This window comes from Roseimarinus sediminis (genome assembly GCF_050433125.1).
Classification (GTDB): domain Bacteria; phylum Bacteroidota; class Bacteroidia; order Bacteroidales; family Prolixibacteraceae; genus Roseimarinus; species Roseimarinus sediminis.
This window is the reverse complement of the sequence record NZ_JBNPXV010000006.1, coordinates 291,172-317,463: the sequence shown is the minus strand read 5'-3', so window position 1 is coordinate 317,463 and position 26,292 is coordinate 291,172. Positions and strand designations below refer to the sequence as shown.

Below are 26,292 nucleotides of genomic sequence, written 5' to 3'. Positions count from 1 at the left end.
TGCCAAATATTTTTTCAAATTATTTGAAGTTTTTTTTCTCCCCTAAGCTAAGTGCCTAAGTAGCAAAAAAAAGGTGAACCAAGTTAGTAAATCTTAAACCTGTGGTCAAGATCTACCCGGCCCTTTTTGGTAAATATGTTTGCCTTTTCAGAATGTCAATAATCAACGTCGCTCCTACCAAATACTCGCCGTATCTCTCAAAGCGGCTGCAAAGAAACACCCTCTTTTTGCTTTTTCCAAATTTATTCTCAAGATTTTTTGGATAGAAAAGTCAAGCCCCTACTCAATGATTTGATCCTGTTTGAATTGAACCAGCAAAAAAATACACAATTGGCAGTCTATCCGAAATCTCTATCTTTACAACACACGAATCCACACAACTATGAAGAACCTGTTTTCAGCCATCGCTCTATTGATCTACCTCCCGCTTTTTGCGCAACAGGTCAATCCCAATCCATGGGTAATGACATCGCCCCCCGACGCGTTGGTGACCTACCGGAACCCGGTTATACCGGGCTTCTACCCCGACCCCAGCGTATGCCGGGTTGGTGATGATTACTATCTGGTGAACAGCACCTTTGAATTTTTTCCGGGTGTCCCGGTTTTTCATAGCAAAGACCTGATCAACTGGAAACAGATTGGTCACTGCATCGAACGCGAGGAACAGATCGATGGCGAAATCAACATCTTCGCACCGACCATCAGATATCACAAGGGTACTTTTTACATGATTACCACCAATGTAAACCATGGCGGAAACTTCTTTGTAACATCCAGTGACCCGGCCGGGAACTGGAGCGAAGCCATTTGGATTGACGTGGATGGAATTGACCCTGACCTCTTTTTCGACGACGATGACAGAGCCTATGTGACCACTTCAACATTCGAACTTGCTGAAATTGATATAAAAACCGGGAAACTGCTAAGTGAACGTAAAAAGATATGGAACTCAAGCGGTGGCCGGTACCCCGAAGCTCCACACATCTATAAAAAAGACGGGTTTTACTATCTGATGGCGGCTGAGGGTGGAACTGAAGAAGCCCATATGGTAACCATCGCCCGTAGTCACAATCTTTGGGGGCCTTATATCGACAACCCGGCCAACCCCATTGCCACTCACGTAAACGTAGCAGGCATGGGCAAAGCCATTCAGGGCATTGGACATGCCGACATCATTCAGGCCCACGACCAAAGCTGGTGGATGCTCATTCATGGTTACCGCAGTGTAACGGGCTATCCCCCACATCATATTTTGGGACGCGAAACCTGCCTGGTACCAGTTAGCTGGCCCAAAGGCGGATGGCCGGTCATAAACGGAAACGGAACTGTTGAAGTTGAAATGACCTGTCCAACTTTACCTCTGGTACCGTTTGAAACAATCCCCCTTCGTACTAATTTCGACGAACAGGTTTTAGGGCTCGAGTGGAATTACATACAGGCTCCTGGCATTGGAAACTATCACTTAAACAGCAAAAAAGGAACACTCACCTTAATTGGGTCGGCCCTCCGGATTGGCGACAAAGGAAATCCAACCTTTGTGGGTCGTCGTCTCACCAACATTCAGTTTGAAGCCATCGCACGTATGGAATTTGAGCCTGAAAATGAAAATGAAGAAGCCGGACTTACACTGGTCAACAACGGATCACATTTCGACCTTTTGGTGATTACAAAAAACGGGGAACGCTTTGTTGTAGTAAAGCTTCAGTTTGGACGTACTATTTATTTCTCTGAGAAAATTGAATTACACCCCGGCTTTGTCGACTTAAAAATTGAAGGAAACGGGCCGGAATTTACCTTCTCGTACTCCCAGAACAACGGCGGGTTTACCATTGTGGATATTGCTGATGCCCGTTTTCTCAGCACCCAAACAGTAGGCTGGTTTACCGGCGTTTATGTTGGCTTGTATGCAAGCGGAAACGGAGCTCCATCAGAGGCTCCGGCAACTTTTGACTGGTTTGAGTACAAGGGAAATTAATTTCCCGGAACAAAAAGAGACATTAAACCTTCTTTTCCCAAAAATACATGGGGGGCTCGCATTCTACAAAGCCACTTTGTTTGTATAACTCCTGAGCACCATGGTTGTCGTGCCTTACTTCGAGGGTTAGCTTGCAAAAGTCGTTTTCGGCTGCATATTGAATAAGATAATCCATCAGCGCCTTTCCTATTCCCAAACGACGGAAATGAGGGCTTACTGCAAAATCGTGAATATTTATCAGTTGCTTTGCTTTGAAAGTTGAAAAACCAATAAAACAGTTGGCCAGACCGGCTGGCTGCCCATCGTATTTCGCAATGAAAAAAAGATAGTTGGATTGTTGCTTCAGTTTTTCAAGATTAGCGGCAGCTAACGCTTCTGAAATCGGGCCGTGTCCGCCCATTGGATCCTGCATGTATAAATCGAGTAATGCCAACATATCGGCAGCATCCTGTTCATTCTGAATATTTCCTTTGACAATTTCAATCTGACTCATTAAGCTGGTTTTATGGGTTAAAATATTTGAATAACAAGAATTTTGGATCTTATCTGGCTGGCAAAAATAAATTTCTTTTTACGTAAAAGCCAATGAAATCAGCAATTCACAATATAAAGGGAAAAAGCCCTATCCCTTCAACCAACCTGTAAGACTAATTCTGAGCCGGTTCGACTGCAGCACTTCATGTTCGATGGTGTCGCTCCTGAATACAACGGTAGCAGCCATTTGGGGAAGCACTTCCTTCGCATCTCCGTTCAAAAGATAAGCCTTTAAAATACCTCCATTGTTTATCTGCCAGTCTTTATTCAGATACGAAATCAAAGAATACTTTCTTGAGCGATCGTTCTGAAAACAATCGAGGTGACGTTTGAAAAAACTACCATCGGGATAAACGGCATAATGAAATTCGTAACTTTTGATGCCGGTATAACAGCTTTGATTAAGGTAGACCACCAAATCGTCGACCTGTTTAAAAAACTGTCGTTCAAATACATTGTCACTTTCATTATCAAGCCAGAGAATATGATCGTTGCGTATGGACTGATTCTGCTGATACTGCCTGTCCTTCCCGATCCCCGCCGGTTTCATCCTCTGCAGCCGATAAGCCTCCAGCGCATTTTCCCTGAGGCTTTCTGCGAGTTCGGGAGACAAGAAATTATTAGCTGTGGCAAAATGATTGGTGGCCAAGCCATCGATCAGTTGCTCATACAATTCAAATTTAGCTTCGGGCTTCATATAAATAATTATATCGATTGCGAATGACAGAAGAAAACAATAAATGATGTTTTAAGTTCTTTCATCCCAAACATTAATTCAATTTATCTGTAATATAAGCGTTTTTAAAGTAGAAGAAGCAAGCAGAAAAATAAGATTTCATACATTTATACCCGCTTTTAAAATAAGAAACATGAAGACCATCCGCATGCTATACCTGTTTTTCATTTCAATTGCTGTAAGCCAGCTTTCTGCAGCACAGGCTCCAGACAGAGAATTCAGGGGAATATGGATTGCCACGGTTAACAACATCGACTGGCCCTCGAAGCCCGGTCTGCCGGTTGAACAACAAAAAAACGAGCTGATTGCCATGCTCAATCAACTCGATTCGCTCCACTTTAATGCAGTAATTTTTCAGATCCGACCAGCAGGTGATGCCTTTTACCAGTCGAAAAGCGAACCCTGGTCGCAATGGCTAAACGGTACACAGGGAGAAGCACCCAAGCCTTTTTGGGATCCCCTCCAGTTCATGGTCGAAGAATGTCATCGCAGGGGAATGGAACTTCATGCCTGGATGAATCCTTACAGATTAAGCCAGAGCAGTGCTGCCCGCTTTTCATCAAAAAGCATCGCCATGCGCCATCCCGAGTGGGTGGTCAGCTATGGCAACAAACAATACCTCGATCCGGGAATTCCGGGTGTTCGCAACTACCTTTCACAAGTGGTTCGCGAAGTAGTACAGAACTACAACGTGGATGCCATCCATTTCGACGACTATTTCTATCCCTACCCCATTGCGGGAACCGATTTTCCCGATTCAACCTCGTTTAAGCAACACAGTCGGGGCTTTGCTTTTGCCGATATTGACCAATGGAGGCGCGAAAATGTTGATTTGATAATTGAACAGCTGCACCAAACCATCCGACAAACAAAACCAAAAGTAAAATTTGGCATTAGTCCGTTTGGGGTATGGAAGAACTTTGATGAAAACGACGAAATAGGCGGCTCGGCCACCACGGCCGGCAACACCAATTACGATAACCTGTACGCCGACGTGATTAACTGGCAGCGCAAGGGATGGATCGACTACATGATTCCCCAGCTTTATTGGGAAATTGGTCACAAAACGGTCGACTTTATCACCCTGGCCAACTGGTGGAGTGAACGCTCGTTTGGACATCATGTTTACATAGGTCATGCCCTTTACAAGCTGATTGAAGGCAGTTCGGAAGCATGGAAAAACGAACGTGAACTGCCTGAGCAAATTCTCATTGCACGCCGCATGAAAAACATTCAGGGAAGTGCTTATTTCAGAATGCGTTTTTTGGAAAAGAATCCAATGAACTTCACTTCGCTGCTCGAAGAGGAAGTTTACACCCACCGGGCCTTGCTGCCGGTAATGCCCTGGCTCGACAAGCAGGCCCCTCCAATGCCCGATAAGGTGAAAGCAAAGGGCTTGTTCAAAAAAGATGAAATCAAAGTGAAATACCGGAATAAAACGCCCAAAGCATCCGATCATTTGGGCTACATTGTTTATGCCAGCAGCATCGAACAAAGCCCGATGGCTTTAAAAGCAGAAAACATCGCCGGTTTTATGAAAAGCGATCACTTTTCTCTGGATGCGCTTCAACTGCCCGATTCGAAAAAAGTTTATTTGTGGCTCACTGTAATCGATCAACATCACAACGAAAGCCCAGCCAGCGGTCCCATAAAAATAAAAGTTAAGCAATGAACATGATCACTTTCGCTCCATACAGTACATCCGATTCGAAACTTCCTGACAACTGGCAGCTGATAACTCCGGAAGTACCGACTCTTGACACGCCCCTCACACCACTGTCAAGTGCTCATATTAAATCGATTAAAGAACAACTTCAACATGATGAATTGTTGCTGCTGCAACTGGTACCGGGGCCGCTTGATTTTGATGTGGAAAAGGTTGAATTCATGGCCGAACGACTGCTTGCATCAGAAGCTCCCTTTGCTTATGCCAGTGCAGAAAAAATGCAACAAGGCAGACTGATGAAGATTCCAACCATTGCCTGTCAAACAGGAAGCATAAGAGATGATTTCAACTTTGGACCTGCAGTTTTGATTAAGACATACTATTTAGAAAAGTACCTGAAATCTTCTTCTCCTGATTTTCAATATGCAGGATGGTACGATTTTCGCTTGTTCATGATGCGCCAAGGACTTCCGTTGCAAATTCAGGAATATATTTTTCGATGGAAGGATGATGATGAAAGGAAATCAGGGCAGAAACAATTCGACTATGTCGATCCGGGTAAACGAAACTATCAACTGGAAATGGAACAGGCTGCCACCAGGCACCTCGAAGCCATTGGTGCCAAAGTAAAGCCGCCCTTCGAAAAAGTAAAATTGAAAGAGCAGCATTTTGTCACTGAAGCTTCGGTGATCATTCCTGTTTTGAACCGTGAGCTTACCATTGCCGACGCCATTGATTCAGTGCTAAGACAAAAAACGAATTTCACATTCAATCTGATCGTTGTCAACAATCACTCGACCGACCGCACCGGCGAGCTCATTGAAGGTTTTAACGACGAAAGAATCATTCATCACTTTCCTGTCAGCCGGGAACTGGGAATAGGCGGATGCTGGAACGAGGGCATTCATCACCCCGCATGCGGCCGCTTTGCCATACAGCTCGACAGCGACGACCTGTACCTCGATGAGAACACCTTGCAAAAAATAGTCGATCAATTTTATGAAGAAGAATGCGCCATGGTAATTGGAAGTTATCAGATGGTCGACTTTGAACTACACGAAATTCCGCCGGGCATAATCGACCACCGTGAATGGACTGATGAAAATGGCCCCAACAATGCTTTACGCATCAACGGACTAGGAGCACCACGGGCCTTTTTCACTCCCCTTATTCGTCAGATTGGCTTTCCCAATGTGAGTTATGGCGAAGATTATGCTGTTGGTCTGGCCATTAGTGGACGCTATCGGGTGGGAAGAATTTACACCCCTGTTTATCTCTGTCGCCGCTGGAACAACAATACCGATGCCAACCTGAGCATCGAAAAAGTAAACGCACACAACCATTACAAAGACACGCTGCGCAGTAAGGAAATTGCCCGTAGAATTGCTTTTCCTGCTTAATAATCTTTTCAAAACGAGCATTAAACGGGCATGGCAAATCAAATTTTTATTGCTTTGCTGTGCCCAAATCTAAATTCAGAAATTTTTTTCTACATTTTTTTTACATCTGCGTACTGCTCAAATAAAAAATGTTTTACTTTTGTCTCATTATGAAAACGATAACAATGCTAAATATCATTCCGTTTATTCCGGTGAGCATCCGCTTCGCCTCGTAAAGCATTGTTTAGAATTTCCTTTTTTCCAACCATAGACCTATTGTTTCTGTCCTTGCTTTTTGAGGTGAATACCTGGCTGTATTACTGAAAATACAATCTATTTATTATCGTTTTCAAAATAAGCTTATGAATATCCTGCATCAAATAAAACCAATATACAAAGAAATAATCGAAGCCCTGAGAGGCACAGAACACGATTACACCTCAGGCAATATCAAAAGAGCCGTATTTCTACTTTCAGTTCCCATGGTACTTGAAATGCTCATGGAATCGGTATTTGCCATAGTCGACATTTTCTTTGTAAGCAAGCTGGGAGCCGAAGCAATTGCCACAGTTGGAATCACCGAGTCGGTAATTACCATCATTTATGCTTTGGCCGTTGGATTGAGTGCTGCTGCATCGGCCATGATTAGCCGCAGAGTTGGTGAGAAAGCCTATCGTAAAGCTGCAATCAGTGCCTGGCAGGCCATCCTTACAGTCGTATTTATTTCTGTTTTGCTGGCAATTCCCGGAGTGTTTTTCACCCAATCGATCCTTGGATTAATGAATGCTTCCGAAACTATCATTCATGAATATTCGTCGTATACGGCCATCATTTTTGGCAGCAATGTTGTCATTTTGCTCTTGTTCATTAACAACGCCATTTTCCGAAGTGCCGGAAACGCAGTGCTGTCAATGCGCGTATTGTGGATGGCCAACCTGCTGAACATTGTACTCGATCCCCTGCTAATTTTTGGCTGGGGTCCAATACCCGCCATGGGCATTAAAGGAGCAGCCATAGCAACCACCATTGGACGCGGACTGGCAGTAGTTTATCAGTTTTATCTTTTATGGAACGGGAAGGGGCGAATTAAAATCAAAGGCATTAGTTATCGTCCCGATTTCACACTGATCAAACAGTTATTAAAACTGTCAACCGGTTCGGTAAGTCAGTACATTGTGGCCACTTCGAGCTGGATAATACTGATGCGCTTTGTGGCTGTTTATGGCAGTGAAGTACTCGCAGGTTACACCGTTGCCCTGCGCCTCATCATGGTAGCCTTGTTGCCGGCATGGGGAATCGCCAACGCAGCCTCAACACTGGTTGGACAAAACCTGGGCGCACTGAATCCCGAAAGAGCCAGACAAGCGGCCTGGATAGCAGGAAAAGCCAACATGATGATTATGGGCCTTGTAAGCATACTGCTGTGTTTTTTCCCCAACCTTTTTCTGGGCTGGCTCACCACCGATGTCGTTGTAATTGATCACGGAACCATCAGTTTGAGAATTATCAGCTACGGTTTAATCATCTACGGACTGGGGATGGTATTGGTTAACGCCATCAACGGTGCAGGCGATACACAAACACCCTTTCGAATCAATCTGGTGGCATTCTGGATCATCGAAATTCCACTTGCATGGCTGCTTAGTTCGCTTGCAGGATGGAACCAGGCAGGTGTTTTCTGGGCCATCTTTATTTCAGAAACACTTATGACCTTTATGGTGCTCTTCTTTTTTATAAGAGGAAAATGGCAGCAAAAAACGGTGTAACAAAAATTACTTACAGGAAATAAGGAAGCCTGATACGATCGTTCAACCCGTGATAGATCTGCTTCAGAATTTTACCGGCTCATCGCGTTGCGGTGGGCCAGTACCATTCTGATTTCGTTATACGAAACTTCATTAGCCAGTTGTTCCCGCAGCTGGCTCGCATTCAGTAAACGATTCTTCTCAAGTGCATCGTTGATTCGTTCTATCTTTTCCCGATCAAGCAAATCATACACATCGGCATCTCCTTTTTCGATGTGATGTACCATGTGCCCTTCGATGGTGGACAATGCCAACCCGCGTTTTTGTGCAATGTTGAGCAGTGAATAGTGCTTTTGATGCATTTTAAGACTAATGTCGGGTGAAGACAGGCCGGCATAATCCAGCTCCTCGGCTGCCTTTTCGGGAATGCTCATGCCCTGCTCCTCGCGGTATTGAAGGATCAGTTCCAGAAGTTCCTTTCCAAACTGACGCATTTTGGTTCCCCCCATTCCTTTGATCGACTTAAGGGCCTTAACGTTGTCGGGCAACAGGTTGGCTATTTCAGTCAAAATTGACTGCCGAAGCACTTTCGATGCTACTGTATCATTGATCTCCGCCTGTCGGTTGCGCCAATAGATAAGTTGTCGGTAGAAATCGGGGTGCCTACTTTGCTCAATGATACGTGAAGTGGCTTGTTTTTCACCCGGTTCAACAAGCGCCGCCCTGGCTCTTACAGCCAGAAATTCCTTGATTTCGAAGCCCTTACTACAGTAGTCAAGACAAGCCCGCTTCACAGCCAGTTCTTCTTCCATTTTTCCAATGGTATTGTTTAACTGCTTTTTCAGCGCCTTGTTGTCGGTTTCATAAGCCGCCGATTTCCATGGGCCGTCTACAATTGTCTTGAATTTTTCGGAAAAATAGGCAGCTGCCTGTTTTACACGAACTTCAAGCGGATTTTCCTTTTCGATATGCCGCTGTTCCCTGAATAAAACTTCAAGTTGGGGAATAAATTTACGCGCTATGTCAATTAATTCGGCTGCTACAGCAGGCAGCATGGCATGCATCACCGTGGGCATGTTTCCCAGAATGACACTTTCGTGTTCCTTCATGGTTTTCAGCAGGTAGTTTCCCATCCGGTGAAAAGCCGAAAAATCGAATAGCTCCTTCAGCAAGTGTTTCTCATAAGCCTGCCGGGCCATGTCGAGTTCCTTTTGTCCGGGTTGCTGCTCCTCTACTTTGCTGGTAAAACGGATCACAGTAGTATCGTTGATCACACTGTCGGACTGTAGTGGTTCACTGAGCACCAGGCCTTCAAGGCTTTTGCATCGGCTCAGGGCCACATATACCTGCCCGTGCGCAAACGACTGACGGGCGTTTATGATGGCTTTTTCGAAAGTGAGTCCCTGACTTTTATGAATGGTAATTGCCCAGGCCAGCTTCAAAGGTTGTTGAATGAATTTCCCTACCACCGTTTCTTCGATTTCCTGGGTCGTTTCATTCAAATGGTACTTGGTATTTTCCCAGATTTCCTTTTCAACCGGGATGGGCTCTGTATCTCCCTGGCACAATACTTTCACTTCACCACTGTCGGTATCGATGGTCACAACCCGACCAATTTTTCCATTGTAATAACGCTTTTCAGCCGAAGTATCATTCTTAACAAACATTACCTGCGCCCCTACTTTTAGCTGCAATTTGCGATCGGTAGGATAGGCATATTCCGGAAAATCATCTTCGACCTGCGCCTCAAAATGATAAGTGCGGGTTTTGAGCTCTGCCAGTTTTCGGTCGTTGATCTGGTGGGCCTGATAATTATGGGTGGTCAGTACAATATAGCCTTCCTCATCAGTGGCTTTAAAATCTTTAATATACCTGCTGTTGAGCAATTGAAATGCTTCTGCGTCGACCTTGTTATCGCGTACTTTATTCAGCAAATCGATAAAATGCTGGTCGCTTTGACGGTAGATGTGCTTTAACTCGATGCCGATGAATCGTGACTGCTTTAAGGCACGGGAACTAAAGAAATAAAAGGTGTCGTAATAAGAACGCAACAGGTTCCATTCATCTTCTTTAACCACCGGTGCCAGCTGCTGCAAGTCGCCAATCATCAGTAGCTGAACACCGCCAAAAGGCTTGTCCCGATTTTTATAGCGCCGCAAAACGGCATCGATCCCGTCGAGCACATCGGCACGTACCATGCTGATCTCGTCGATCACCAGTAAATCGAGACTACGGATGATGTTAATTTTTTCTTTGCTGAAGCGGTTAATTCTCGATTGCTGTCCTCGTGACTTACTACTTTGTTCGTCACCTGACTGTTGTGACAAAACAAAAGCAGCTTCGTTACTGTTAGCATTAACAGGAAGCTGAGGACCAAAAGCCATCTGAAAAAAGGAATGAATGGTAACACCCCCGGCATTAATGGCTGCGACGCCCGTAGGAGCTACTACCACCATGCGCTTGGGAGAGCTTTGTTTCAGTTGTTTAAGAAAGGTGGTTTTTCCCGTTCCGGCCTTGCCGGTCAGAAAAACATGCTGATTGGTAAACTGCAGAAAATCGTAGGCAAGTTTCAGCTCGGGGTTAGGTAAAGCTTCCATCAGTATTTTTTTACTATGGAACAAAGTTATAAAAATTAGATTGGAAACGATATTATGAAATTAAACAACAAGACAGCCAACGGACAAATTTACTTTTGCGAGGGACATCAATTATACCATCTTGAATTTGGAAATGTATTGATCAATTTGAATGAAGATGAACTGGATAAATTTAGAGAATACATTACTGCTTTATCGTTTACCAGCAGTCCGTTTGACCCTGAAAATATTTCCCGGAAGAAGAAAATTACAATAAGCCTTGGGCTTAGCACTGCTTTTATCAGCCTGACACCGGCTGAATTTATGGAATTGAAGCGTTTGCTTTCGCTTCACAAGAATTCGGAACTACTTCAAAACCACGAAGTAATCAACTACAATATGATCTACAACTAGCTGCTTATTTTTTCCAAACAGCCACCGCAAGCAATACCCATCCTACAATAAAACTCAAACCACCCAGGGGCGTTATGGCTCCAAGCCATTTAATCCCGGTAAAGGCCATGGTGTATAAACTCCCCGAGAATAAGATAATACCGGCAAACAGAAACAGGGCTGCCACATTCAACAGGCTTGAAGGCATGTACAAAGCCAAAACTCCCACGATGAGCAAACCAAGGGCATGGTAAAAATGATATTCGACACCGGTTTTATATACCTGCATTAAATGCTCAGGCAACTTTTCCTTCAGAGCATGTGCTCCAAAAGCACCCAATATCACAGCCACGGCCATTAAAATCGCTCCGCCAATTAATATGCTTCTGTTCATCTTCGTACTTTTTAGGCTAATTCGCCGTTGTATGCTTCCATTAATTTTTGAAGAACCAATTTTTTGATTGCTTCAAAATCCTGCTTCTCACCCAGCTCTTTTTCAAGCGAAGTAACTCCCCGGTCGGTAAAGCCGCAGGGATTGATGTGCTGAAAATAGTTCAGGTCGGTATTTACATTGAAGGCAAAACCATGCATGGTAACAAAACGCGAGCTTTTCACGCCTATGGCACAGATTTTCCTGGCCGTGGGCTTCCCCACATCGAGCCATACACCCGTTGCTTTCGGGTCGCGGCTCCCCTCGAGTCCGAATTCGGCAATGGTTTTGATGATGGCCTCTTCCATCAGTTCGATGTATTTCCGAAGCCCGATTCCAAAATTTTCGAGGTCAAAAATCGGATAGCCAACAATTTGCCCCGGACCGTGGTAGGTGATGTCGCCTCCCCGGTTGGTTTTTACAAACGAAGCATGGGCTGCCTGCAATTGAATGTAGTTAAGCAGCAGGTTTTGTTCATCGCCACTTTTTCCCAGGGTGTAAACATGCGGATGCTCTACAAACAGCAAATGATTTTCAGAAAGTTTTTCAGGATTTTCCTTCTTTTCCTTCTTCTGATCAATAATCATCTGCATCAGTTGTTCCTGATAATCCCAGGTTTTTTGATACTCCGAAACTCCTAAATCTTCAAATATTATCTTGTTATTCATCGCTAAACAATAAACTATTCAACCAATTCTCTAAATTTTCTTTTAAATACAATTAGCTCGTCTTTTTTCAGTTGCCCTAATCTAGCAATTACACTATTAGCCTTAAGAGTAACAATACGGTCTATCTTAATCACTGAAACTGCCCGGAGATTATTTATTGAATCAGGATAAATAATCATTTCATTCCGGGATAGCTGTTTAGGAATAACGCAACTTATTGCGGCTAATACAAAATCCATGCAAAGGTCTGCTGTCTTCGATATGAGTACAGCCGGTCTAGCTTTAACTCTGTTAGACTCAGCAAAAGGAAAAGGAATCAGAATTATGTCTCCGGTCCTCATCTCTTTGATTTTTTGTTAGGCAGATAATCCTGATACAGGTCTTCATCTTCAACCTTCCAGAAATCCAAACCATCTGTTTGTGAAGCAAACTCACGTATTTCATCGTCAACACCGATTTCCTCCACAAAAGTTACAATCACCTTGTATTTTTTTTTATCTGTGGGCTTATCAATGAGTCTTACTTTATCTCCGTCGAAAACTCCTTTAAACGATAACATACTATTTAGCTTTTTTCAAAGGTACGAAAAACATCATCCGACTGTTTCTAAGCCCTTACCCTTTTTTATACACATGCTTTTCGGCATGATAACTTGAACGAACCAAGGGGGCACTTTCCACAATGCGGAAACCTTTTTCCAAACCAACCCGCCGGTATTCATCAAACACATCGGGATGAACATATTCCTGAACTGGCAAATGGGCTTTCGTGGGTTGCAGGTATTGCCCGATGGTAAACACCTCACAACCAACAGCCAGCAAATCGTCCATGGTTTCAAACACTTCAGCGCGGGTTTCACCCAAACCGACCATGATTCCGCTTTTGGTTACCAGTCCACTGTTGGCTATCGTCTTCAACACCTTCAGACTCACAGCGTATTTTGCGCGACTCCTAACCTGTGACGTTAACCTGGCAACTGTTTCCAAATTATGCGAAATAATATTAGGTCCGGCATCAATAACAAGCCCGATCAATTCAGGTTCACCATCAAAATCGGGAATCAGTACTTCCATGGTCGTTTCGGGATTGATTTTTTTAATTGCTTCGATGGTTTTTTTCCAGTGCCCGGCGCCCTTATCGGGCAAATCATCGCGGTCGACCGAAGTGATTACCGCATGTTTAAGCCCCATCAGTTGTATCGATTTGGCAACATTCTCCGGCTCCTTTTCATCAGGTGGAAGCGGCTTCCCGCTTTGAGTTGCGCAAAACTTGCAACTTCGGGTACAGATGTCTCCCAGTATCATCAGGGTTGCAGTACGTGCTGCCCAGCATTCGCCCATGTTGGGGCATTTACCGCTGGTGCAAATGGTATGCAAATGATAACGCGCTACAATGTCCTTTACTTCCTTAAAATTAGTTCCTTTGGGAAGTTTGATTTTAAGCCATTCGGGCTTACGTAAGATTTCTTCACTCATGGTTTTTTGAATCAGCTCGCAAGATAAAAAACACCTGGAAAACAGATAGAAGATTTTATCAGCTTTATTTACGCTTAAAAGAAAAAAGCATACCGATTATTCATACAATCCTCTGCCATTGATTACTAATTCTTCATACTTCCTCCAGGTTTTTTGATTTCAACCTGAACATGCGGTATACCTCGATGCTGATAAAACCATATTCTTCCATCACCTTGCCTTCGATGTGGTAACAGCCGGGACCGCGAAAGGGATACTGCTTGGCTACATGGGTAAAATGAACGGTATCGATCCACTGCCCTTCGCGGTCGAGCCAGGTTCCAAAATACATGGTTCCGCCACTACTGCTTCGGGTAGGTTTGCGGGTGATCAAAAATCCCGTTACCGACACATAGCTGCCAATCAACGTCGGTAAATTGCTGGCCAGCGTTTTGTTTTCACGTGTATGTTCTACCAGATCGAAGGGCGATTGCAGGGTAAAGCCCATGATCTCCATTTCGTCGAAAGCATCGTCGAGCTGATGCTGCCACAAGGCCGGCAGTTTAAATTCCTTTACTTCGGGGGCAAAAAGCACCGGACTTTTACTGTTGTGGGGTTTCCGCTTTAATCGGTAATGAATGTCCCACAGCAATTCTTTCTTTAATTTCTGTGTAAAACGAAAGGCCCCGATCCGGATCAGTATTGATAACTGTTCGACCGACAGCTGAACCCGTTTCAAAAAATCGGGCAAATCGGTAAAAGCGCCTCCCTTCATTCTTTCAAGCAGAATAGCACGTACATTCGACTGTTCCAGTTCATGCAGCAGGTAGAATCCCAGATAAATGGTATCACCGTCAACCACGTTGAGCCACTCACTGCGGTTGATGCAGGGCTTTTCAATTTTTGCGCCCTGAAGCCGTGCTTCATGCAGATACAGCTGTGGAGAATAAAAACCACCGCCGTTATTCAACGTAGCAGTCATGTATTCGACCGGGAAATAAGCCTTCAGGTACAGGGCCTGAAAACTCTCTACCGCATAACTGGCCGAATGTCCTTTGGCAAAGGCATAATTGGCAAAACTCTCAATCTGCTTCCATATTTCCGATACTTTACTTTCGTCGTAGCCTTTTCTGAAACAGTTGGAGAAGAATTTCTCTTTTACTTTCCAGAATTCATTTCGTTCACGGAATTTCCACGACATCCCGCGTCGAAGCACGTCGGCCTCATCGAGGGTAAGCCCTGCGAAATAATGGGCCACCTTGATCACATCTTCCTGGTAAACCATCACACCGTAAGTTTCTTCCAGTATTTCGTACAGTTCGGGCAATTCGGCCCGTGCATGATCACGAAGGTTCTTATTTTGAAAGCGCAAAATGTACTCGCGCATCATTCCGCTTTGCGCCACACCCGGCCTGATGATGGAGCTCGCCGCCACCAGGCTCCGGTAATCGCCAGCTCTCAGTTTGGTAAGCAACATGCGCATGGCGGGCGATTCAACATAGAAACAGCCAATGGCCTGACCGCGCTTCAAAAGGTGCTTTACACTCTCGTCGTTCATAAATAAACGGGGATTGTCGATATCGATATGGAGCCCACGATTTTTCCTGATCATCAGGACCGCATCGCGAATTTTGCCCAAACCACGCTGGCTCAGAATGTCAAACTTATGCAGCCCGACATCCTCAGCCACATACATGTCGAACTGCGTCGAAGGAAAACCCTTGGGCATCAGCTCTGTGGCTGTAAAATTTCTGACCGGCGTTTCCGAAATCAGGATGCCACTGCTGTGGATGCTGCACTGACTGGGAAATCCTTCGATGTAATTGCTGTACATGATCACCCATTTCCCGTACTGATCGGCTTGTTTCGGATCGGGATTATTCTGCAAACGCTTGATTTCTTCATCGGGCAGGCCAAAAACCTTGCCTATTTCGCGATAGGCCGATTTATGGTTGAAAGTAATGTAGGTTCCCAGTAAAACCGTGTGTTCGTAACCGTATTTTTCAAACAAATAGCGGGTAACATCATCACGGTCGGTCCACGAAAAATCGATGTCAAAATCGGGAGGCGAAGTACGGTATGGATTGATAAAGCGTTCAAAATAGAGATCGAGCTCAATGGGGTCGACATTGGTAATTCTCAACAGGTAAGCCACCAGACTGTTGGCTCCGCTGCCGCGACCTACATAGAAATAATTCCGGCTGCGGGCGTAATTCACCAAATCCCAATTAATCAGAAAATAGGCACAAAAACCCATGTCCCTGATCACCTTCAGTTCTTTATCGAGTCGGTCGAATACTACATCGTCGGGAGCATCGTAGCGGTAAGCCATTCCTTCGTAGCTTGCCTTTTTCAGCAGCTCGAAATCTTCTTCTTCCGACCGGGTAAAAAAGCGCTTGTTTTTGTTGCTGCCAAAATCGAAATCAATCTCACATTGGTCGAGCAGACCTTGGGTATTTTCAATGAGCAAAGGATAATCCGAAAAATATTTTTCCAGATCAGCAGACGACATCAGCTGTTCCTGTTCAAAAACTGCCTGTTCCGATCGGGGCAACCTGCTCAGCAGAATATTGTTGTCGATGGCACGTAAGAGCCGGTGGGCATTGTAATCCTTTTTATGCCGAAAAGTAAGGGGCTGCATGATTACCAGTTTCTCAGGATAATCCTTCCAGAATGAAAAGGGCAGGCGACTCAGATCGTTCACCCCCACGCCCATGAATTCATTTTCATTCAAGGCTCTTTCTTCCATTTGAAAAGGATATACGACCCACGAATGCAGGAAAGCAGGTGCCTGAGCCGGCAAGGTCTTTTTCTGATGCAAATGCTCAGTGAGAAAGGCATTCATTTCGGCAAATCCCTTGTTGTTACGGGCAATGGCCACAAACAGCTGCTGTATGCCGTTTCGAAAATCGATGCCAATTACCGGCTTTACTTTAAATTCCGCCGCCCTTCGTATAAAGTCGATGCAGGCCGAAGTGTTATTAATGTCGGTGAGTGCAAGGCTTGAAAATCCGTTTTGCGAAACCACTTTCAACAATTCCTCAATTGATAGCGTCCCGTATTTAAAACTATAGTAGGTATGACAATTTAAAAGCATCGTTTATGACTTCAAAAATGAATTTATAATGAAACAGCCCTTTTCACCGCGTCGTCGCCATAGCGCTTGCGCATACTGTCCATGGCCTGATAAAGTCTGATCAGCTTTTCAGAATCTTCGAAAAGCCGCATCTGATAAGTTCCTCCCACCAAATGACTGAAACGCACCCCGATAAGCCGCAGTAGTACCCGGCGTTGATAAAGCGAATCGAACAGGTCGAGCACGGTTTCAATCAGCGTATGATCGAGCGATGTATAGGGAATCATCTTTTGTTTGCTGTGGGTTTGAAAATCGGAATAGCGAATTTTCACCGATACACAAGCCGTTAGTTTTTGTTCACTTCGCAACTGATAAGCCAGTTTCTCGGCCATCCCTACCACCATACTTCTGAGCCTGATCACATCGGTAGTATCTTTTTCAAAGGTTCTTTCGCTTGAAATTGATTTGCGTTCGTGATAGGCCACTACCGGTGAATTATCAATTCCCCGGGCTTTTTTCCAGATCACCTGGCCGTTCTTGCCCAACACACTTTCCATCATTTCAACCGGCATTTCCTGTAGCGTTTTAATCCGCTCCACACCCAGATTCCTCAACTTATGGTAGGTCTGGTTTCCTATCATCGGTATTTTTCTGATCGACAATGGAGCCAGAAAAGGCATTTCTGTCCCCTTTTCTATGTACTTGTGATTATTGGGTTTGGCCTCGCCTGTTCCGATTTTCGACACCGTTTTGTTCACCGACAGACCAAAGGAAATAGGTAGGTGGGTTTCATGAATGATCTTCTCGCGTAGTTCTTTTGCCCACAGGTAACTTTGTGACACATAACGATCCATCCCGCTAATATCGAGGTAAAACTCATCGATCGATGATTTCTCGAACAAGGGAGCCTTTTCACGGATAATGTCGGTTACCATGCCCGAAAAACGGCTGTAGGTGCTGCCGTCGCCCCTGATAACGATGGCCTGCGGACAAAGCATACGCGCCATTTTCATGGGCATGGCCGAGTGGATTCCGAATTGCCTGGCTTCATAACTGCATGCCGCTACCACTCCACGATCTGAGGTCCCCCCGATCAGTACCGGACGATTATTCAGCCGGCTGTCGGTCAGCCTTTCGCACGACACAAAAAAAGTATCCAGGTCGAGATGTAGAATGGTCTTGTTCATCGCTGTCGATATTATCGTCATTTTTCTGACTATAATTTAGACATATTTCTTATCTTTGGAAAAAATGAAAGCATGTTTTTTGCCGGGAACTTAAAATTCCTGCGAACCCGAAAACGGATTTCGCAGACCGATCTGGCTGCCGACCTGGGCATTACCCGCACCACGCTGGCCGGATACGAAAAAAAAGTTCAGCCCCCCTTCAAAGTACTGATAAGGATGGCCGAATATTTTCATGTTTCTATCGATGTACTTCTGCGTTACGATTTGAGCAAACTTTCTGAATTTCAGCTTTCACAAATTGACAAGGGATACGAAGTTGATCTTACCGGAAGCCAGCTCCGCCTGCTCACGGTGTCGGTCGACACCGGAGGGGATGAGAACATTGAACTGGTACCGGTAAAGGCCCAGGCAGGCTACACAACGAATTACGGCGACGTCGGATTTATCGCAAAACTGCCCCGTTTTAAGCTGCCCTTTCTCGACCAGCAAAAAAGCTACCGTTGTTTCCAGATCAGAGGCGACTCGATGCTTCCGCTTAGCGAAGGTTCGTGGGTTACCTGTTCGTACATTCAGGACTGGACAAGCATTAAAAACGGAACTCCCTGCATCGTGGTTACCCGCGACGAGGGCATTGTTTTCAAGCTAGTTTACAACACCGAAGAACAACGAAAACTCCTGCTGGTATCGAGCAACCGCAACTACAAACCTTACGAAATCGACATCAATACGGTAGCCGAAATCTGGAAATTTGAAACCTACAACGGATTTGAACTGACCTTGTAGAAGTTGACAATGGCAGAGAAAAGCGCTAATATTGAAAACGCAATTGGTAGTAACAAGCGCTTTGTTGGCTACACAGTAAAACATCATGACCAAAAAACAAGCATCACTGCCTCAAATAAGTAATAAGAAGGATCATCTTTCGTGGTCCGACGCAATTGAACAGCTGTATGTTCAGCAGCTGAACGACTGGCCGTTGGCACGCAATCACTACCATCAACTGGAACACATTGAAAGGCGGACTTTCAACTTTGGGACATTCAGTATTGACGTTCAACACAATGCCGCACGTGCCCGCAGCACCTTTGCCGATTTAAGCCCTCGAAGCATTGAACAGCGCCCCTGTTTTCTGTGCACCGAAAACCTGCCATCGGAACAAAAAGGATTGTTGCTGCGCAATTCCTACCTGCTGCTCATCAATCCCTACCCCATTTTCGACCGGCACCTTACCATTTCCGATTTGCAACACTGCCCCCAGCTCATTGAAAACCGGATTGCCGACATGCTCTCAATTGCCAAAAATCTCGAAGCTTACACCATCTTCTACAACGGTCCGGAATGCGGTGCCTCGGCACCCGATCATTTTCATTTCCAGGCGGTCGTTAAAAAATACCTGCCAGTAAATGCAGAACTAAAAAATCAACAGCACCGGCTTTCAAAACAAGTAGACGAACCTGGGGTGAAAGTATTTTACGGCAGGCATTCACTACGCGATTTTGTCCTTATCGAATCGGAGCAGATCAATGAAACAGATCGCTATTTCAGAAAATTTGTGGCACAGCTGCCCCTCAAGGCCAGTTCGCCCGAACCCGGGATAAACCTGCTGGCAAACTATGAAAATGGAATTTATCAGCTAATCATTTTCCCGCGGAAGGCCCGCCGTCCGAAGTGTTTTTACAGTCAGGGAGCCGAACAGCTTCTGGTAAGTCCGGCAAGTGTTGAGCTGGCCGGCATACTGGTAACGCCCCGTAAAGAAGACTTTGAAAAGATTGACAAAGCTGCGATTATTGGTATCTTTGATGACACCAGTTTGTCGATTGAAACGCTAAACCTATTCTAAATTCAGACCAATGAGCACCAAAGCTACCGAACCTCAAATAAAGGTAGGCTTGCTGAAAGCGCAGCAAATTCATTTTGAATTAAAAGGGAACTTCCTTTTCGAAGGAAAGATTGTACCAGCAGGAAGCTACACAGCAGCTTTCAGTAAACATACGTTCTCTACTTCCTTTGCACAAAAACAAACCAGGATCACTTTACAGGCTGCCGACCAACATGCGACCTTCATCATAAAAAATGTAAGCATCGGCATTGGCTTTCATTGGCAACAAGAGGAAAATCAGGAATTTGAAGGCAATCTGACTTTGCAAATCGAAGACGATGCAATCAGGGTACTCAACCTGATTCCACTGGAAGCATATCTGAAAAGTGTTATTTCGAGTGAAATGAGTGCCATGAACGACCTGACCCTGCTGAAAGTACATGCCATTGTTTCGCGAAGCTGGCTGCTGGCACAAATCAACAACAAAAAGGATAAGAGTTCAACAGCACAGCAAATACCTGATGAAACAAAAGCAGGCGAAATTGTACGCTGGTACGACCGTGAAGATCATCATACCTTCGATGTGTGTGCCGATGACCATTGCCAGCGCTATCAGGGTATTACCAAGGTGCTTTCGGACAATGCACAAAAAGCTGTTGACGCCACCCGCGGACAGGTTCTAATGTACAACAATGAAATTTGCGATGCCCGCTTTTCAAAATGCTGCGGTGGCTTTAGCGAAGATTTCGAAAATGCGTGGCAAGCCCTTACCATTCCTTATCTGAGCTCGGTAAGAGATGCAGTCAATAAGGATAATAAGATTGACCCGGAACTGTCGGATTATTACACCTCAAGTCCTGAGGCCTTTTGCAACACCAGCGCCCCCGAAGTGCTCAGCCAGGTATTGATTGATTTCGACCGCAGCACCACCGACTTTTACCGATGGAAGCTTGAATACCAACAGGAAGAACTGGCCGCGCTGCTAAAAAGAAAATCGGGGATCGATTTTGGACCAATCGTCGATTTGCTTCCCATTCAAAGAGGACCTTCGGGCAGAATTGTCCGTTTAAAAATAATAGGTACAAAAAAAATAATAACTGTAGGAAAGGAACTCGAAATCAGAAAGTGGCTGTCGGAAAGCCATCTTTACAGCTCAGCCTTCACTGTTGAAAAACATTTTCATGCAAATCGGGACTTGCCATCAGCTTTCACTCTGCATGGGGCAGGCTGGGGACATGGAGTTGGCATGTGCCAGATAGGTGCCGCAGTGATGAGCAGACAGGCTTATACACTTGAAGAAATTTTGAAACATTATTATCGGGGTGCCGTGATAGAGCAAATTTTCACATAATTTTATTTCTTTTAAACAGAAAACAAACAGATATCAGACCATCGGTCTAAAATATAATGTAAATTATTCCCGTTAAACAAACAGCGAATTAACAAACAAGCATGGTTCGCCTGCTGGAAGATCATATGATCCAACAATTTAAGCGAGACCCATGAATCACAATTAAAAAGAAAGAACGAATGAAAATATCAGTTATTGGAACAGGTTATGTAGGTTTGGTTTCGGGCACATGCATTGCCGAAACAGGCGTTGACGTTGCCTGCGTCGACATTGATGATAACAAGATCGAGCGATTGAAAAACGGAGAAATTCCTATTTACGAGCCCGGCTTGCAGGAAATCTTCAACAAAAACAAGGAAAAAGGAAGACTGTGGTTCACAACCAGCATTGAAGAAAGTCTGAAAGATACCGACGCCATCTTTATTGCAGTAGGCACACCGCCCGATGAAGACGGCAGCGCCGATCTGAAATACGTACTCGGTGTGGCAGCTGAAATTGGCCGGCACATCGATCATTACATGGTCGTAATTACCAAAAGCACCGTACCTGTTGGCACCTCGCAAAAAGTGAAGGCAGCCATTTTGAAAGAACTGGAACTACGCGGAGCCAATGTTCCTTTCGATGTGGCATCGAACCCTGAATTTCTGAAAGAAGGGAATGCGGTGGAAGACTTTTTACGCCCCGACCGCATCGTGGTGGGTGTTGAGTCGGAAAAAGCAAAGAAGGTAATCAAGAAATTGTACAAACCCTTCCTGCTCAACGGGCATCCCATTCTGTTTATGGACATTCTTTCGTCCGAAATGACCAAATACGCCGCCAATTCTATGCTGGCCACAAAAATCAGTTTCATGAACGAAATGGCCAACCTGTGTGAATTGGTTGGTGCCAACGTCGATGCCGTGCGCAAAGGAATTGGTTCCGATCCGCGCATTGGCAACAAGTTCATTTATCCCGGAACTGGCTATGGCGGCTCATGCTTTCCGAAGGATGTACAGGCACTGATTCGTACAGCCGACAGTATGGGCTTTTCCCTCGATGTTCTCAAAGCCGTCGAACTGGTCAACAATCGACAAAAGTCGGTTCTTGTTTCAAAAATCAAACAACATTTCAATGGACAACTGAAAGGACTGAAATTTGCAGTTTGGGGACTCGCGTTTAAACCCAAAACCGATGACATGCGCGAAGCACCATCATTGGTAATCATCGATGCACTGTTAAGCGAAGGGGCCGAGGTATCGGCTTACGACCCGGTAGCCATGAACGAAGGCAAGCGCATTCTGGGGAATAAAATCAACTTTGCCAACGACGAATACGATGCCTGCATCGACGCCGATGCACTGATTTTGGTCACCGAATGGCCCGAATTCCGTCTGCCCAATTTCAGGGTACTGGGCAAACTGCTCAAATCGAAAACCATTTTCGACGGCCGTAACATATACGATCCCGACGAAATGAAAGACATGAACTTCAGCTATTACAGCATTGGCCGTAAAACCGAAGTGAATAAATAAAACAGCTTATGAAGCGCATTCTCGTAACAGGAGGAGCCGGGTTTCTGGGATCACATTTGTGTGAACGCCTGCTGAACGAAGGCAACGAGGTTATTTGTCTTGATAATTATTTTACAGGAAAGAAAAGTAAAATCATACATCTGATCGATCATCCGTACTTCGAATTGGTTCGTCACGACGTCACCATGCCCTTCTACATCGAGGTGGATGAAATTTACAACCTGGCTTGTCCGGCCTCTCCCATTCATTACCAGTACAATCCCATAAAAACCATTAAAACATCGGTCATGGGATCGATCAATATGCTGGGACTGGCCAAACGCGTCAATGCCAAAATACTTCAGGCCTCAACCAGCGAAGTTTATGGCGATCCTGAAATTCATCCTCAAACCGAAGATTACTGGGGAAATGTAAACCCCATTGGAATCCGCTCGTGTTATGATGAAGGAAAACGCTGTGCCGAATCGCTCTTTGTCAACTACCATACGCAGAACAAGGTAAAAATTAAGATCATCCGCATTTTCAATACCTATGGGCCCAAAATGGAACCCAACGATGGCAGGGTAGTTTCCAACTTCATTGTGCAGGCATTGAAAGGAGAAGAGCTCAGCATTTTTGGAGACGGATCACAAACCCGCAGTTTTCAATACGTAAGCGACCTGCTCGAAGGCATGATCAGAATGATGGCTACCGGAAACGATTTTACAGGACCTGTAAACATTGGCAATCCCGATGAATACACCATACTTGAACTGGCACAAAACATCATCGCACTGAGCGGGTCGAAATCAAAGTTAAAATTTCATCCTCTGCCTGAGGACGATCCTGCACAGCGCCAGCCAGACATTGCACTAGCCAGGGAAATGCTGAATGGCTGGGAACCCAAAGTTGACCTGCGTGAAGGACTGGCAAAAACCATTGATTATTTCGACCAGTTACTTTCGGGAAAAATTATTACTTAGAAGGCACAGGCAAAGCAAGTACCATCTTAATCATAAAAAGCAAAAAAATGAAAGGTATAATATTAGCCGGAGGTTCCGGCACCAGACTCTATCCAATCACCAAAAGCATATCGAAGCAAATTATTCCGGTGTACGACAAACCCATGATTTATTATCCCTTGTCGGTGCTTATGCTGGCCGGGATCAGAGAAATTCTGATCATTTCGACACCCGACGATTTGCCTTTGTACCGCAAGTTGCTCGACGATGGCAGCCAGTTGGGAATTGCGCTCAGCTATGCCGAACAGCCCTCACCCGACGGTCTGGCCCAGGCCTTTCTGATTGGTGAAGACTTTCTGGGCGATAGTCCGGTCTGCCTTATTTTGGGCGACAATATTTTTTACGGCTACAACTTTAGGAGTACATTAGAAAAAGCATCGAGGCTGGAAAAAGGAGCCACTGTTTTCGGTTATTATGTGAACGATCCCGAACGTTACGGAGTTGCCGAATTCGACCAAAACGGCAAGGTACTGTCGATTGAGGAAAAACCAGAAAAGCCAAAGTCGAACTACGCAGTTACAGGGCTCTATTTTTACGACAATACGGTGGTCGAAAAAGCAAAAACACTGAAACCGTCCAAAAGGGGCGAACTCGAAATTACCGATCTCAACAAATGCTATCTCGAGAACAACCAGCTCAATGTAGAATTACTGGGCCGCGGCTTTGCCTGGCTCGACACCGGCACTCACGACAGTCTTTTGCAGGCATCCAATTTCATTGCAACCATTGAAAAAAGGCAGGGATTGAAGGTTTCTTGCATAGAAGAAATTGCTTACAAAAAAGGCTACATCGGTAAGGAGCAACTGATGCAACTGGCTCACCCCATGTTGAAAAACGACTATGGAAAATACCTCGAAATGCTGGTGAATGATCAAATCAAATCGTTTTAAGAATGAAAATAATCAGAACAAGCATACCCGATTTACTGGTGATTGAACCAATTGTTTACAAAGACCAGCGCGGCTATTTTTACGAAGTGTACAACGAAGCCCGCTTTTTCGAACAGGGCATCAAAGCCAAATTTATTCAGGACAACGAATCGAAATCGAACAAGGGAACCATTCGTGGCCTGCATTACCAGCTCGATCCGCATGCCCAGACCAAGCTGGTAAGGGTGATCGAAGGCATTGTATACGATGTGGCTGTTGACTTACGGGCAGGATCGCCAACATTCGGACAATGGCACGGCGAAATTCTGACTGCCGACAACAAAAAGCAGTTTTACATTCCACGGGGCTTTGCCCATGGTTTTTCGGTATTGAGCGAAAGCGCTGTTTTTGCCTACAAGTGCGACAACTTATACAACAAGGAAGCCGAACGCGGAATTCGCTTCAACGATGAAACACTCAACATCGACTGGAAAATTGCCCATGATCTTGCACTGGTTTCGGAGAAAGACCTGCAACAGCCAGCTTTTTCCGATGCTGAATACAACTTTGTATTTTAAACGCTCTGGAGAAAAGAAAAGCCGGACAAATGTCCGGCCCTGCTAATATAATCTATGAAAAAAAACGATGCTTATCTTGGGCTCTGTCTTTGAGTTCCACGTCGTTCAGGCGACTCGCGGCGCTCTTCCATCCTTTGACGACGTTCTTCCATTCGTTGCTCTTCTAACTCGAGGTGTTTCTTGTATTGTTCGGGAGTAAGAATTTCTTTCAGTTCAACATTCTTTTCATCCCTCAACTTTCCCATTTTCTCACGCATTTGTGAGCGGTCTCCCTGAGCATCCTGAAAGAGCTCCCTCATCTTATCACTGTATTTTTTATTCAGTTCCTGCACCTTGGTTGTCTGATCGGCATTGAGCTTCAAATCAGTTACCATTTGCTCGGTTTGGCGTTTGACCATCGCTTCGGGGTCAAATTGCCGGCCCTGTCCACCTGGTGGCTGGGCATATGTCATCAGGCCTAACAGCACACCAACGACAAGTAAAAAAAATCTCAGCTTCATAATTTTAGTTTTTAGCAAAAGTTAATATGCTTCTATTGATCATTCTGAGGCTCAAAAGTTTAATTCTTAGCCTAACAAACGTTCTCTTTTTTGCAAATTCATCAGTCCGCCCAACACAAAAACCACAGTGCCACTTATCAGAAAAATCCGGTTTTTGGTGGTCAATGCCTGCCACACTACGTTACTTACATCCGAGGGATTATTGTAAGGATTGAAGAAAATATTCCAGTAGCTCTCCCCAATTTCATCGCCCAGAATAAGCAGAAAAACACCAAGAATAATTACAACTGCCGCAGTTGCATTACCCGAACGAAGCACAGTTGACAGGAAAAAGGTAAACAGACCTAAAAACAAGAGGGGCACCATTACCTGAACAATCATGTCCACCATGTTGTACGACACGAAGACATATTTCAGCAACCAGGCAATGGCAAAAAGTATCACAAGGGTAATTGCATAAATCATAATTAACCGCATAAGCCATACCCGGTACCGATAATCGGGAATTCCAAAAATCACCTCCAGTGTCCGGCCATCTTTTTCACTTTGAATCCCATAAGCTACAGGATAAAAAAGCAACAAGGCCCCTACAAGCAGCAAGGTACTGTACACCCCTCCCTCATCTACAGCATCGCCACTGAATAGATTTACGCCCACAATAAACAATGAGAGCGCCAGCGCACTAACCAAAAAATAAATGAACCGGTTTCCAAAAATGATTTTCAGATTGTATCGTATCATCTGAAAATTATTAATTATTGTTTTGCTTTTAAATGATCTCATGTTTTTCTTCATTAATGAAATTGAAAACACTTGTAATCAGCATCGGTGTTCTTTAACTTAC

General features: G+C 44.8%; 24 protein-coding genes. 12 read left to right on the top strand and 12 right to left on the bottom strand.

Features of this window, described 5'->3' with window-relative positions:
• Positions 1 to 382 precede the first annotated feature (382 nt).
• Positions 383 to 1,975 carry a glycoside hydrolase family 43 protein gene (locus FHS86_RS10175; protein WP_429412933.1) on the top strand — a complete coding sequence of 531 codons (1,593 nt, stop codon included), beginning with the start codon at positions 383 to 385 and terminating at the stop codon, positions 1,973 to 1,975.
• A gap of 22 nt (positions 1,976 to 1,997) precedes the next feature.
• Here FHS86_RS10175 and FHS86_RS10170 read toward each other — a convergent pair whose 3' ends face one another.
• Both FHS86_RS10170 and FHS86_RS10165 read right to left on the bottom strand, forming a co-directional pair.
• Positions 1,998 to 2,468, bottom strand: coding sequence for a GNAT family N-acetyltransferase (locus FHS86_RS10170; RefSeq protein WP_429412931.1), 471 nt, complete (start codon positions 2,466 to 2,468; stop codon positions 1,998 to 2,000).
• 129 nt (positions 2,469 to 2,597) lie between these two features.
• The gene (locus tag FHS86_RS10165; RefSeq protein WP_429412929.1) at positions 2,598 to 3,206 is read right to left on the bottom strand and encodes a 2OG-Fe(II) oxygenase; all 609 of its coding nucleotides are present in this window, start codon (positions 3,204 to 3,206) and stop codon (positions 2,598 to 2,600) included.
• 172 nt (positions 3,207 to 3,378) lie between these two features.
• On the opposite strand from FHS86_RS10165, the gene FHS86_RS10160 reads away from it, so the two are divergent.
• The 3 genes from FHS86_RS10160 to FHS86_RS10150 all read left to right on the top strand — a co-directional run bounded on the left by FHS86_RS10160 (position 3,379) and on the right by FHS86_RS10150 (position 8,056).
• A complete protein-coding gene (locus FHS86_RS10160) occupies positions 3,379 to 4,917 on the top strand; it encodes a glycoside hydrolase family 10 protein (protein ID WP_429412927.1) in 1,539 nt (512 codons plus the stop codon).
• Positions 4,914 to 6,311: a glycosyltransferase family 2 protein gene (locus FHS86_RS10155; protein WP_429412925.1), complete on the top strand. Its 1,398-nt coding sequence runs from the start codon at positions 4,914 to 4,916 to the stop codon at positions 6,309 to 6,311. The genes FHS86_RS10160 and FHS86_RS10155 overlap by 4 nt, the downstream gene beginning before the upstream one ends.
• Before the next feature lie 341 nt (positions 6,312 to 6,652).
• Complete coding sequence (locus tag FHS86_RS10150) at positions 6,653 to 8,056, top strand: MATE family efflux transporter (protein WP_429412923.1); 1,404 nt, start codon at positions 6,653 to 6,655, stop codon at positions 8,054 to 8,056.
• Between the two features lie 71 nt (positions 8,057 to 8,127).
• On the opposite strand, the gene FHS86_RS10145 is transcribed toward FHS86_RS10150, so the two are convergent.
• Positions 8,128 to 10,632 (bottom strand): helix-turn-helix domain-containing protein, encoded by a 2,505-nt coding sequence (locus tag FHS86_RS10145; protein ID WP_429412921.1) that lies wholly within the window; start codon positions 10,630 to 10,632, stop codon positions 8,128 to 8,130.
• Positions 10,633 to 10,686: 54 nt separating this feature from the next.
• On the opposite strand from FHS86_RS10145, the gene FHS86_RS10140 reads away from it, so the two are divergent.
• Positions 10,687 to 11,025 (top strand): DUF6686 family protein, encoded by a 339-nt coding sequence (locus FHS86_RS10140; protein ID WP_429412919.1) that lies wholly within the window; start codon positions 10,687 to 10,689, stop codon positions 11,023 to 11,025.
• A 4-nt stretch (positions 11,026 to 11,029) separates the two neighbouring features.
• On the opposite strand, the gene FHS86_RS10135 is transcribed toward FHS86_RS10140, so the two are convergent.
• From FHS86_RS10135 to dinB, 7 genes are all read right to left on the bottom strand, one after another.
• A complete protein-coding gene (locus tag FHS86_RS10135; protein WP_429412917.1) occupies positions 11,030 to 11,398 on the bottom strand; it encodes a DUF423 domain-containing protein in 369 nt (122 codons plus the stop codon).
• An 11-nt stretch (positions 11,399 to 11,409) separates the two neighbouring features.
• A complete protein-coding gene (gene lipB, locus FHS86_RS10130) occupies positions 11,410 to 12,102 on the bottom strand; it encodes a lipoyl(octanoyl) transferase LipB (protein ID WP_429412916.1) in 693 nt (230 codons plus the stop codon).
• A 14-nt stretch (positions 12,103 to 12,116) separates the two neighbouring features.
• Entirely contained in the window at positions 12,117 to 12,443 is a 327-nt protein-coding gene (locus tag FHS86_RS10125; RefSeq protein ID WP_429412914.1) for a type II toxin-antitoxin system PemK/MazF family toxin, read from the bottom strand.
• The gene (locus tag FHS86_RS10120) at positions 12,440 to 12,661 is read right to left on the bottom strand and encodes a hypothetical protein (RefSeq protein WP_429412912.1); all 222 of its coding nucleotides are present in this window, start codon (positions 12,659 to 12,661) and stop codon (positions 12,440 to 12,442) included. Before FHS86_RS10120 ends, FHS86_RS10125 begins: the two co-directional genes overlap by 4 nt.
• Positions 12,662 to 12,716: 55 nt before the next feature.
• Entirely contained in the window at positions 12,717 to 13,577 is an 861-nt protein-coding gene (lipA, locus tag FHS86_RS10115; RefSeq protein WP_429412910.1) for a lipoyl synthase, read from the bottom strand.
• A 133-nt stretch (positions 13,578 to 13,710) separates the two neighbouring features.
• Complete coding sequence (locus tag FHS86_RS10110; protein ID WP_429412908.1) at positions 13,711 to 16,653, bottom strand: DNA polymerase III subunit alpha; 2,943 nt, start codon at positions 16,651 to 16,653, stop codon at positions 13,711 to 13,713.
• Between the two features lie 23 nt (positions 16,654 to 16,676).
• On the bottom strand, positions 16,677 to 17,819 hold the full coding sequence (gene dinB, locus FHS86_RS10105; protein ID WP_429412906.1) for a DNA polymerase IV: 1,143 nt from the start codon (positions 17,817 to 17,819) through the stop codon (positions 16,677 to 16,679).
• Between the two features lie 72 nt (positions 17,820 to 17,891).
• Here dinB and FHS86_RS10100 point away from each other — a divergent pair, with 72 nt between their 5' ends.
• From FHS86_RS10100 to rfbC, 7 genes are all read left to right on the top strand, one after another.
• Entirely contained in the window at positions 17,892 to 18,602 is a 711-nt protein-coding gene (locus FHS86_RS10100; protein WP_429412904.1) for an XRE family transcriptional regulator, read from the top strand.
• A gap of 85 nt (positions 18,603 to 18,687) precedes the next feature.
• Positions 18,688 to 19,659 (top strand): DUF4922 domain-containing protein, encoded by a 972-nt coding sequence (locus tag FHS86_RS10095; protein ID WP_429412903.1) that lies wholly within the window; start codon positions 18,688 to 18,690, stop codon positions 19,657 to 19,659.
• 10 nt (positions 19,660 to 19,669) lie between these two features.
• On the top strand, positions 19,670 to 20,989 hold the full coding sequence (locus tag FHS86_RS10090; protein ID WP_429412901.1) for a SpoIID/LytB domain-containing protein: 1,320 nt from the start codon (positions 19,670 to 19,672) through the stop codon (positions 20,987 to 20,989).
• Positions 20,990 to 21,168: 179 nt separating this feature from the next.
• On the top strand, positions 21,169 to 22,500 hold the full coding sequence (locus tag FHS86_RS10085) for a UDP-glucose dehydrogenase family protein (protein ID WP_429412899.1): 1,332 nt from the start codon (positions 21,169 to 21,171) through the stop codon (positions 22,498 to 22,500).
• A gap of 8 nt (positions 22,501 to 22,508) precedes the next feature.
• On the top strand, positions 22,509 to 23,462 hold the full coding sequence (locus FHS86_RS10080) for a UDP-glucuronic acid decarboxylase family protein (protein ID WP_429412897.1): 954 nt from the start codon (positions 22,509 to 22,511) through the stop codon (positions 23,460 to 23,462).
• A 47-nt stretch (positions 23,463 to 23,509) separates the two neighbouring features.
• A complete protein-coding gene (rfbA, locus tag FHS86_RS10075; RefSeq protein WP_429412895.1) occupies positions 23,510 to 24,391 on the top strand; it encodes a glucose-1-phosphate thymidylyltransferase RfbA in 882 nt (293 codons plus the stop codon).
• A gap of 2 nt (positions 24,392 to 24,393) precedes the next feature.
• Complete coding sequence (rfbC, locus tag FHS86_RS10070) at positions 24,394 to 24,948, top strand: dTDP-4-dehydrorhamnose 3,5-epimerase (protein ID WP_429412893.1); 555 nt, start codon at positions 24,394 to 24,396, stop codon at positions 24,946 to 24,948.
• Between the two features lie 71 nt (positions 24,949 to 25,019).
• Here the strand turns inward: rfbC and FHS86_RS10065 are convergent, their stop codons facing one another.
• Together FHS86_RS10065 and FHS86_RS10060 are read right to left on the bottom strand one after the other, a co-directional pair.
• A complete protein-coding gene (locus FHS86_RS10065) occupies positions 25,020 to 25,448 on the bottom strand; it encodes a DUF4890 domain-containing protein (protein ID WP_429412892.1) in 429 nt (142 codons plus the stop codon).
• Between the two features lie 66 nt (positions 25,449 to 25,514).
• A complete protein-coding gene (locus tag FHS86_RS10060) occupies positions 25,515 to 26,189 on the bottom strand; it encodes a hypothetical protein (protein WP_429412890.1) in 675 nt (224 codons plus the stop codon).
• Positions 26,190 to 26,292 lie beyond the last annotated feature (103 nt).

Bases quoted from the DNA above. Each gene is read 5' to 3' on its own strand.
- FHS86_RS10175 (WP_429412933.1), top strand. From the start codon at position 383: ATGAAGAACCTGTTTTCAGCCATCGCTCTATTGATCTACCTCCCGCTT.
- FHS86_RS10170 (WP_429412931.1), bottom strand. From the start codon at position 2,468: ATGAGTCAGATTGAAATTGTCAAAGGAAATATTCAGAATGAACAGGAT.
- FHS86_RS10165 (WP_429412929.1), bottom strand. From the start codon at position 3,206: ATGAAGCCCGAAGCTAAATTTGAATTGTATGAGCAACTGATCGATGGC.
- FHS86_RS10160 (WP_429412927.1), top strand. From the start codon at position 3,379: ATGAAGACCATCCGCATGCTATACCTGTTTTTCATTTCAATTGCTGTA.
- FHS86_RS10155 (WP_429412925.1), top strand. From the start codon at position 4,914: ATGAACATGATCACTTTCGCTCCATACAGTACATCCGATTCGAAACTT.
- FHS86_RS10150 (WP_429412923.1), top strand. From the start codon at position 6,653: ATGAATATCCTGCATCAAATAAAACCAATATACAAAGAAATAATCGAA.
- FHS86_RS10145 (WP_429412921.1), bottom strand. From the start codon at position 10,632: ATGGAAGCTTTACCTAACCCCGAGCTGAAACTTGCCTACGATTTTCTG.
- FHS86_RS10140 (WP_429412919.1), top strand. From the start codon at position 10,687: ATGAAATTAAACAACAAGACAGCCAACGGACAAATTTACTTTTGCGAG.
- FHS86_RS10135 (WP_429412917.1), bottom strand. From the start codon at position 11,398: ATGAACAGAAGCATATTAATTGGCGGAGCGATTTTAATGGCCGTGGCT.
- lipB (WP_429412916.1), bottom strand. From the start codon at position 12,102: ATGAATAACAAGATAATATTTGAAGATTTAGGAGTTTCGGAGTATCAA.
- FHS86_RS10125 (WP_429412914.1), bottom strand. From the start codon at position 12,443: ATGAGGACCGGAGACATAATTCTGATTCCTTTTCCTTTTGCTGAGTCT.
- FHS86_RS10120 (WP_429412912.1), bottom strand. From the start codon at position 12,661: ATGTTATCGTTTAAAGGAGTTTTCGACGGAGATAAAGTAAGACTCATT.
- lipA (WP_429412910.1), bottom strand. From the start codon at position 13,577: ATGAGTGAAGAAATCTTACGTAAGCCCGAATGGCTTAAAATCAAACTT.
- FHS86_RS10110 (WP_429412908.1), bottom strand. From the start codon at position 16,653: ATGCTTTTAAATTGTCATACCTACTATAGTTTTAAATACGGGACGCTA.
- dinB (WP_429412906.1), bottom strand. From the start codon at position 17,819: ATGAACAAGACCATTCTACATCTCGACCTGGATACTTTTTTTGTGTCG.
- FHS86_RS10100 (WP_429412904.1), top strand. From the start codon at position 17,892: ATGTTTTTTGCCGGGAACTTAAAATTCCTGCGAACCCGAAAACGGATT.
- FHS86_RS10095 (WP_429412903.1), top strand. From the start codon at position 18,688: ATGACCAAAAAACAAGCATCACTGCCTCAAATAAGTAATAAGAAGGAT.
- FHS86_RS10090 (WP_429412901.1), top strand. From the start codon at position 19,670: ATGAGCACCAAAGCTACCGAACCTCAAATAAAGGTAGGCTTGCTGAAA.
- FHS86_RS10085 (WP_429412899.1), top strand. From the start codon at position 21,169: ATGAAAATATCAGTTATTGGAACAGGTTATGTAGGTTTGGTTTCGGGC.
- FHS86_RS10080 (WP_429412897.1), top strand. From the start codon at position 22,509: ATGAAGCGCATTCTCGTAACAGGAGGAGCCGGGTTTCTGGGATCACAT.
- rfbA (WP_429412895.1), top strand. From the start codon at position 23,510: ATGAAAGGTATAATATTAGCCGGAGGTTCCGGCACCAGACTCTATCCA.
- rfbC (WP_429412893.1), top strand. From the start codon at position 24,394: ATGAAAATAATCAGAACAAGCATACCCGATTTACTGGTGATTGAACCA.
- FHS86_RS10065 (WP_429412892.1), bottom strand. From the start codon at position 25,448: ATGAAGCTGAGATTTTTTTTACTTGTCGTTGGTGTGCTGTTAGGCCTG.
- FHS86_RS10060 (WP_429412890.1), bottom strand. From the start codon at position 26,189: ATGATACGATACAATCTGAAAATCATTTTTGGAAACCGGTTCATTTAT.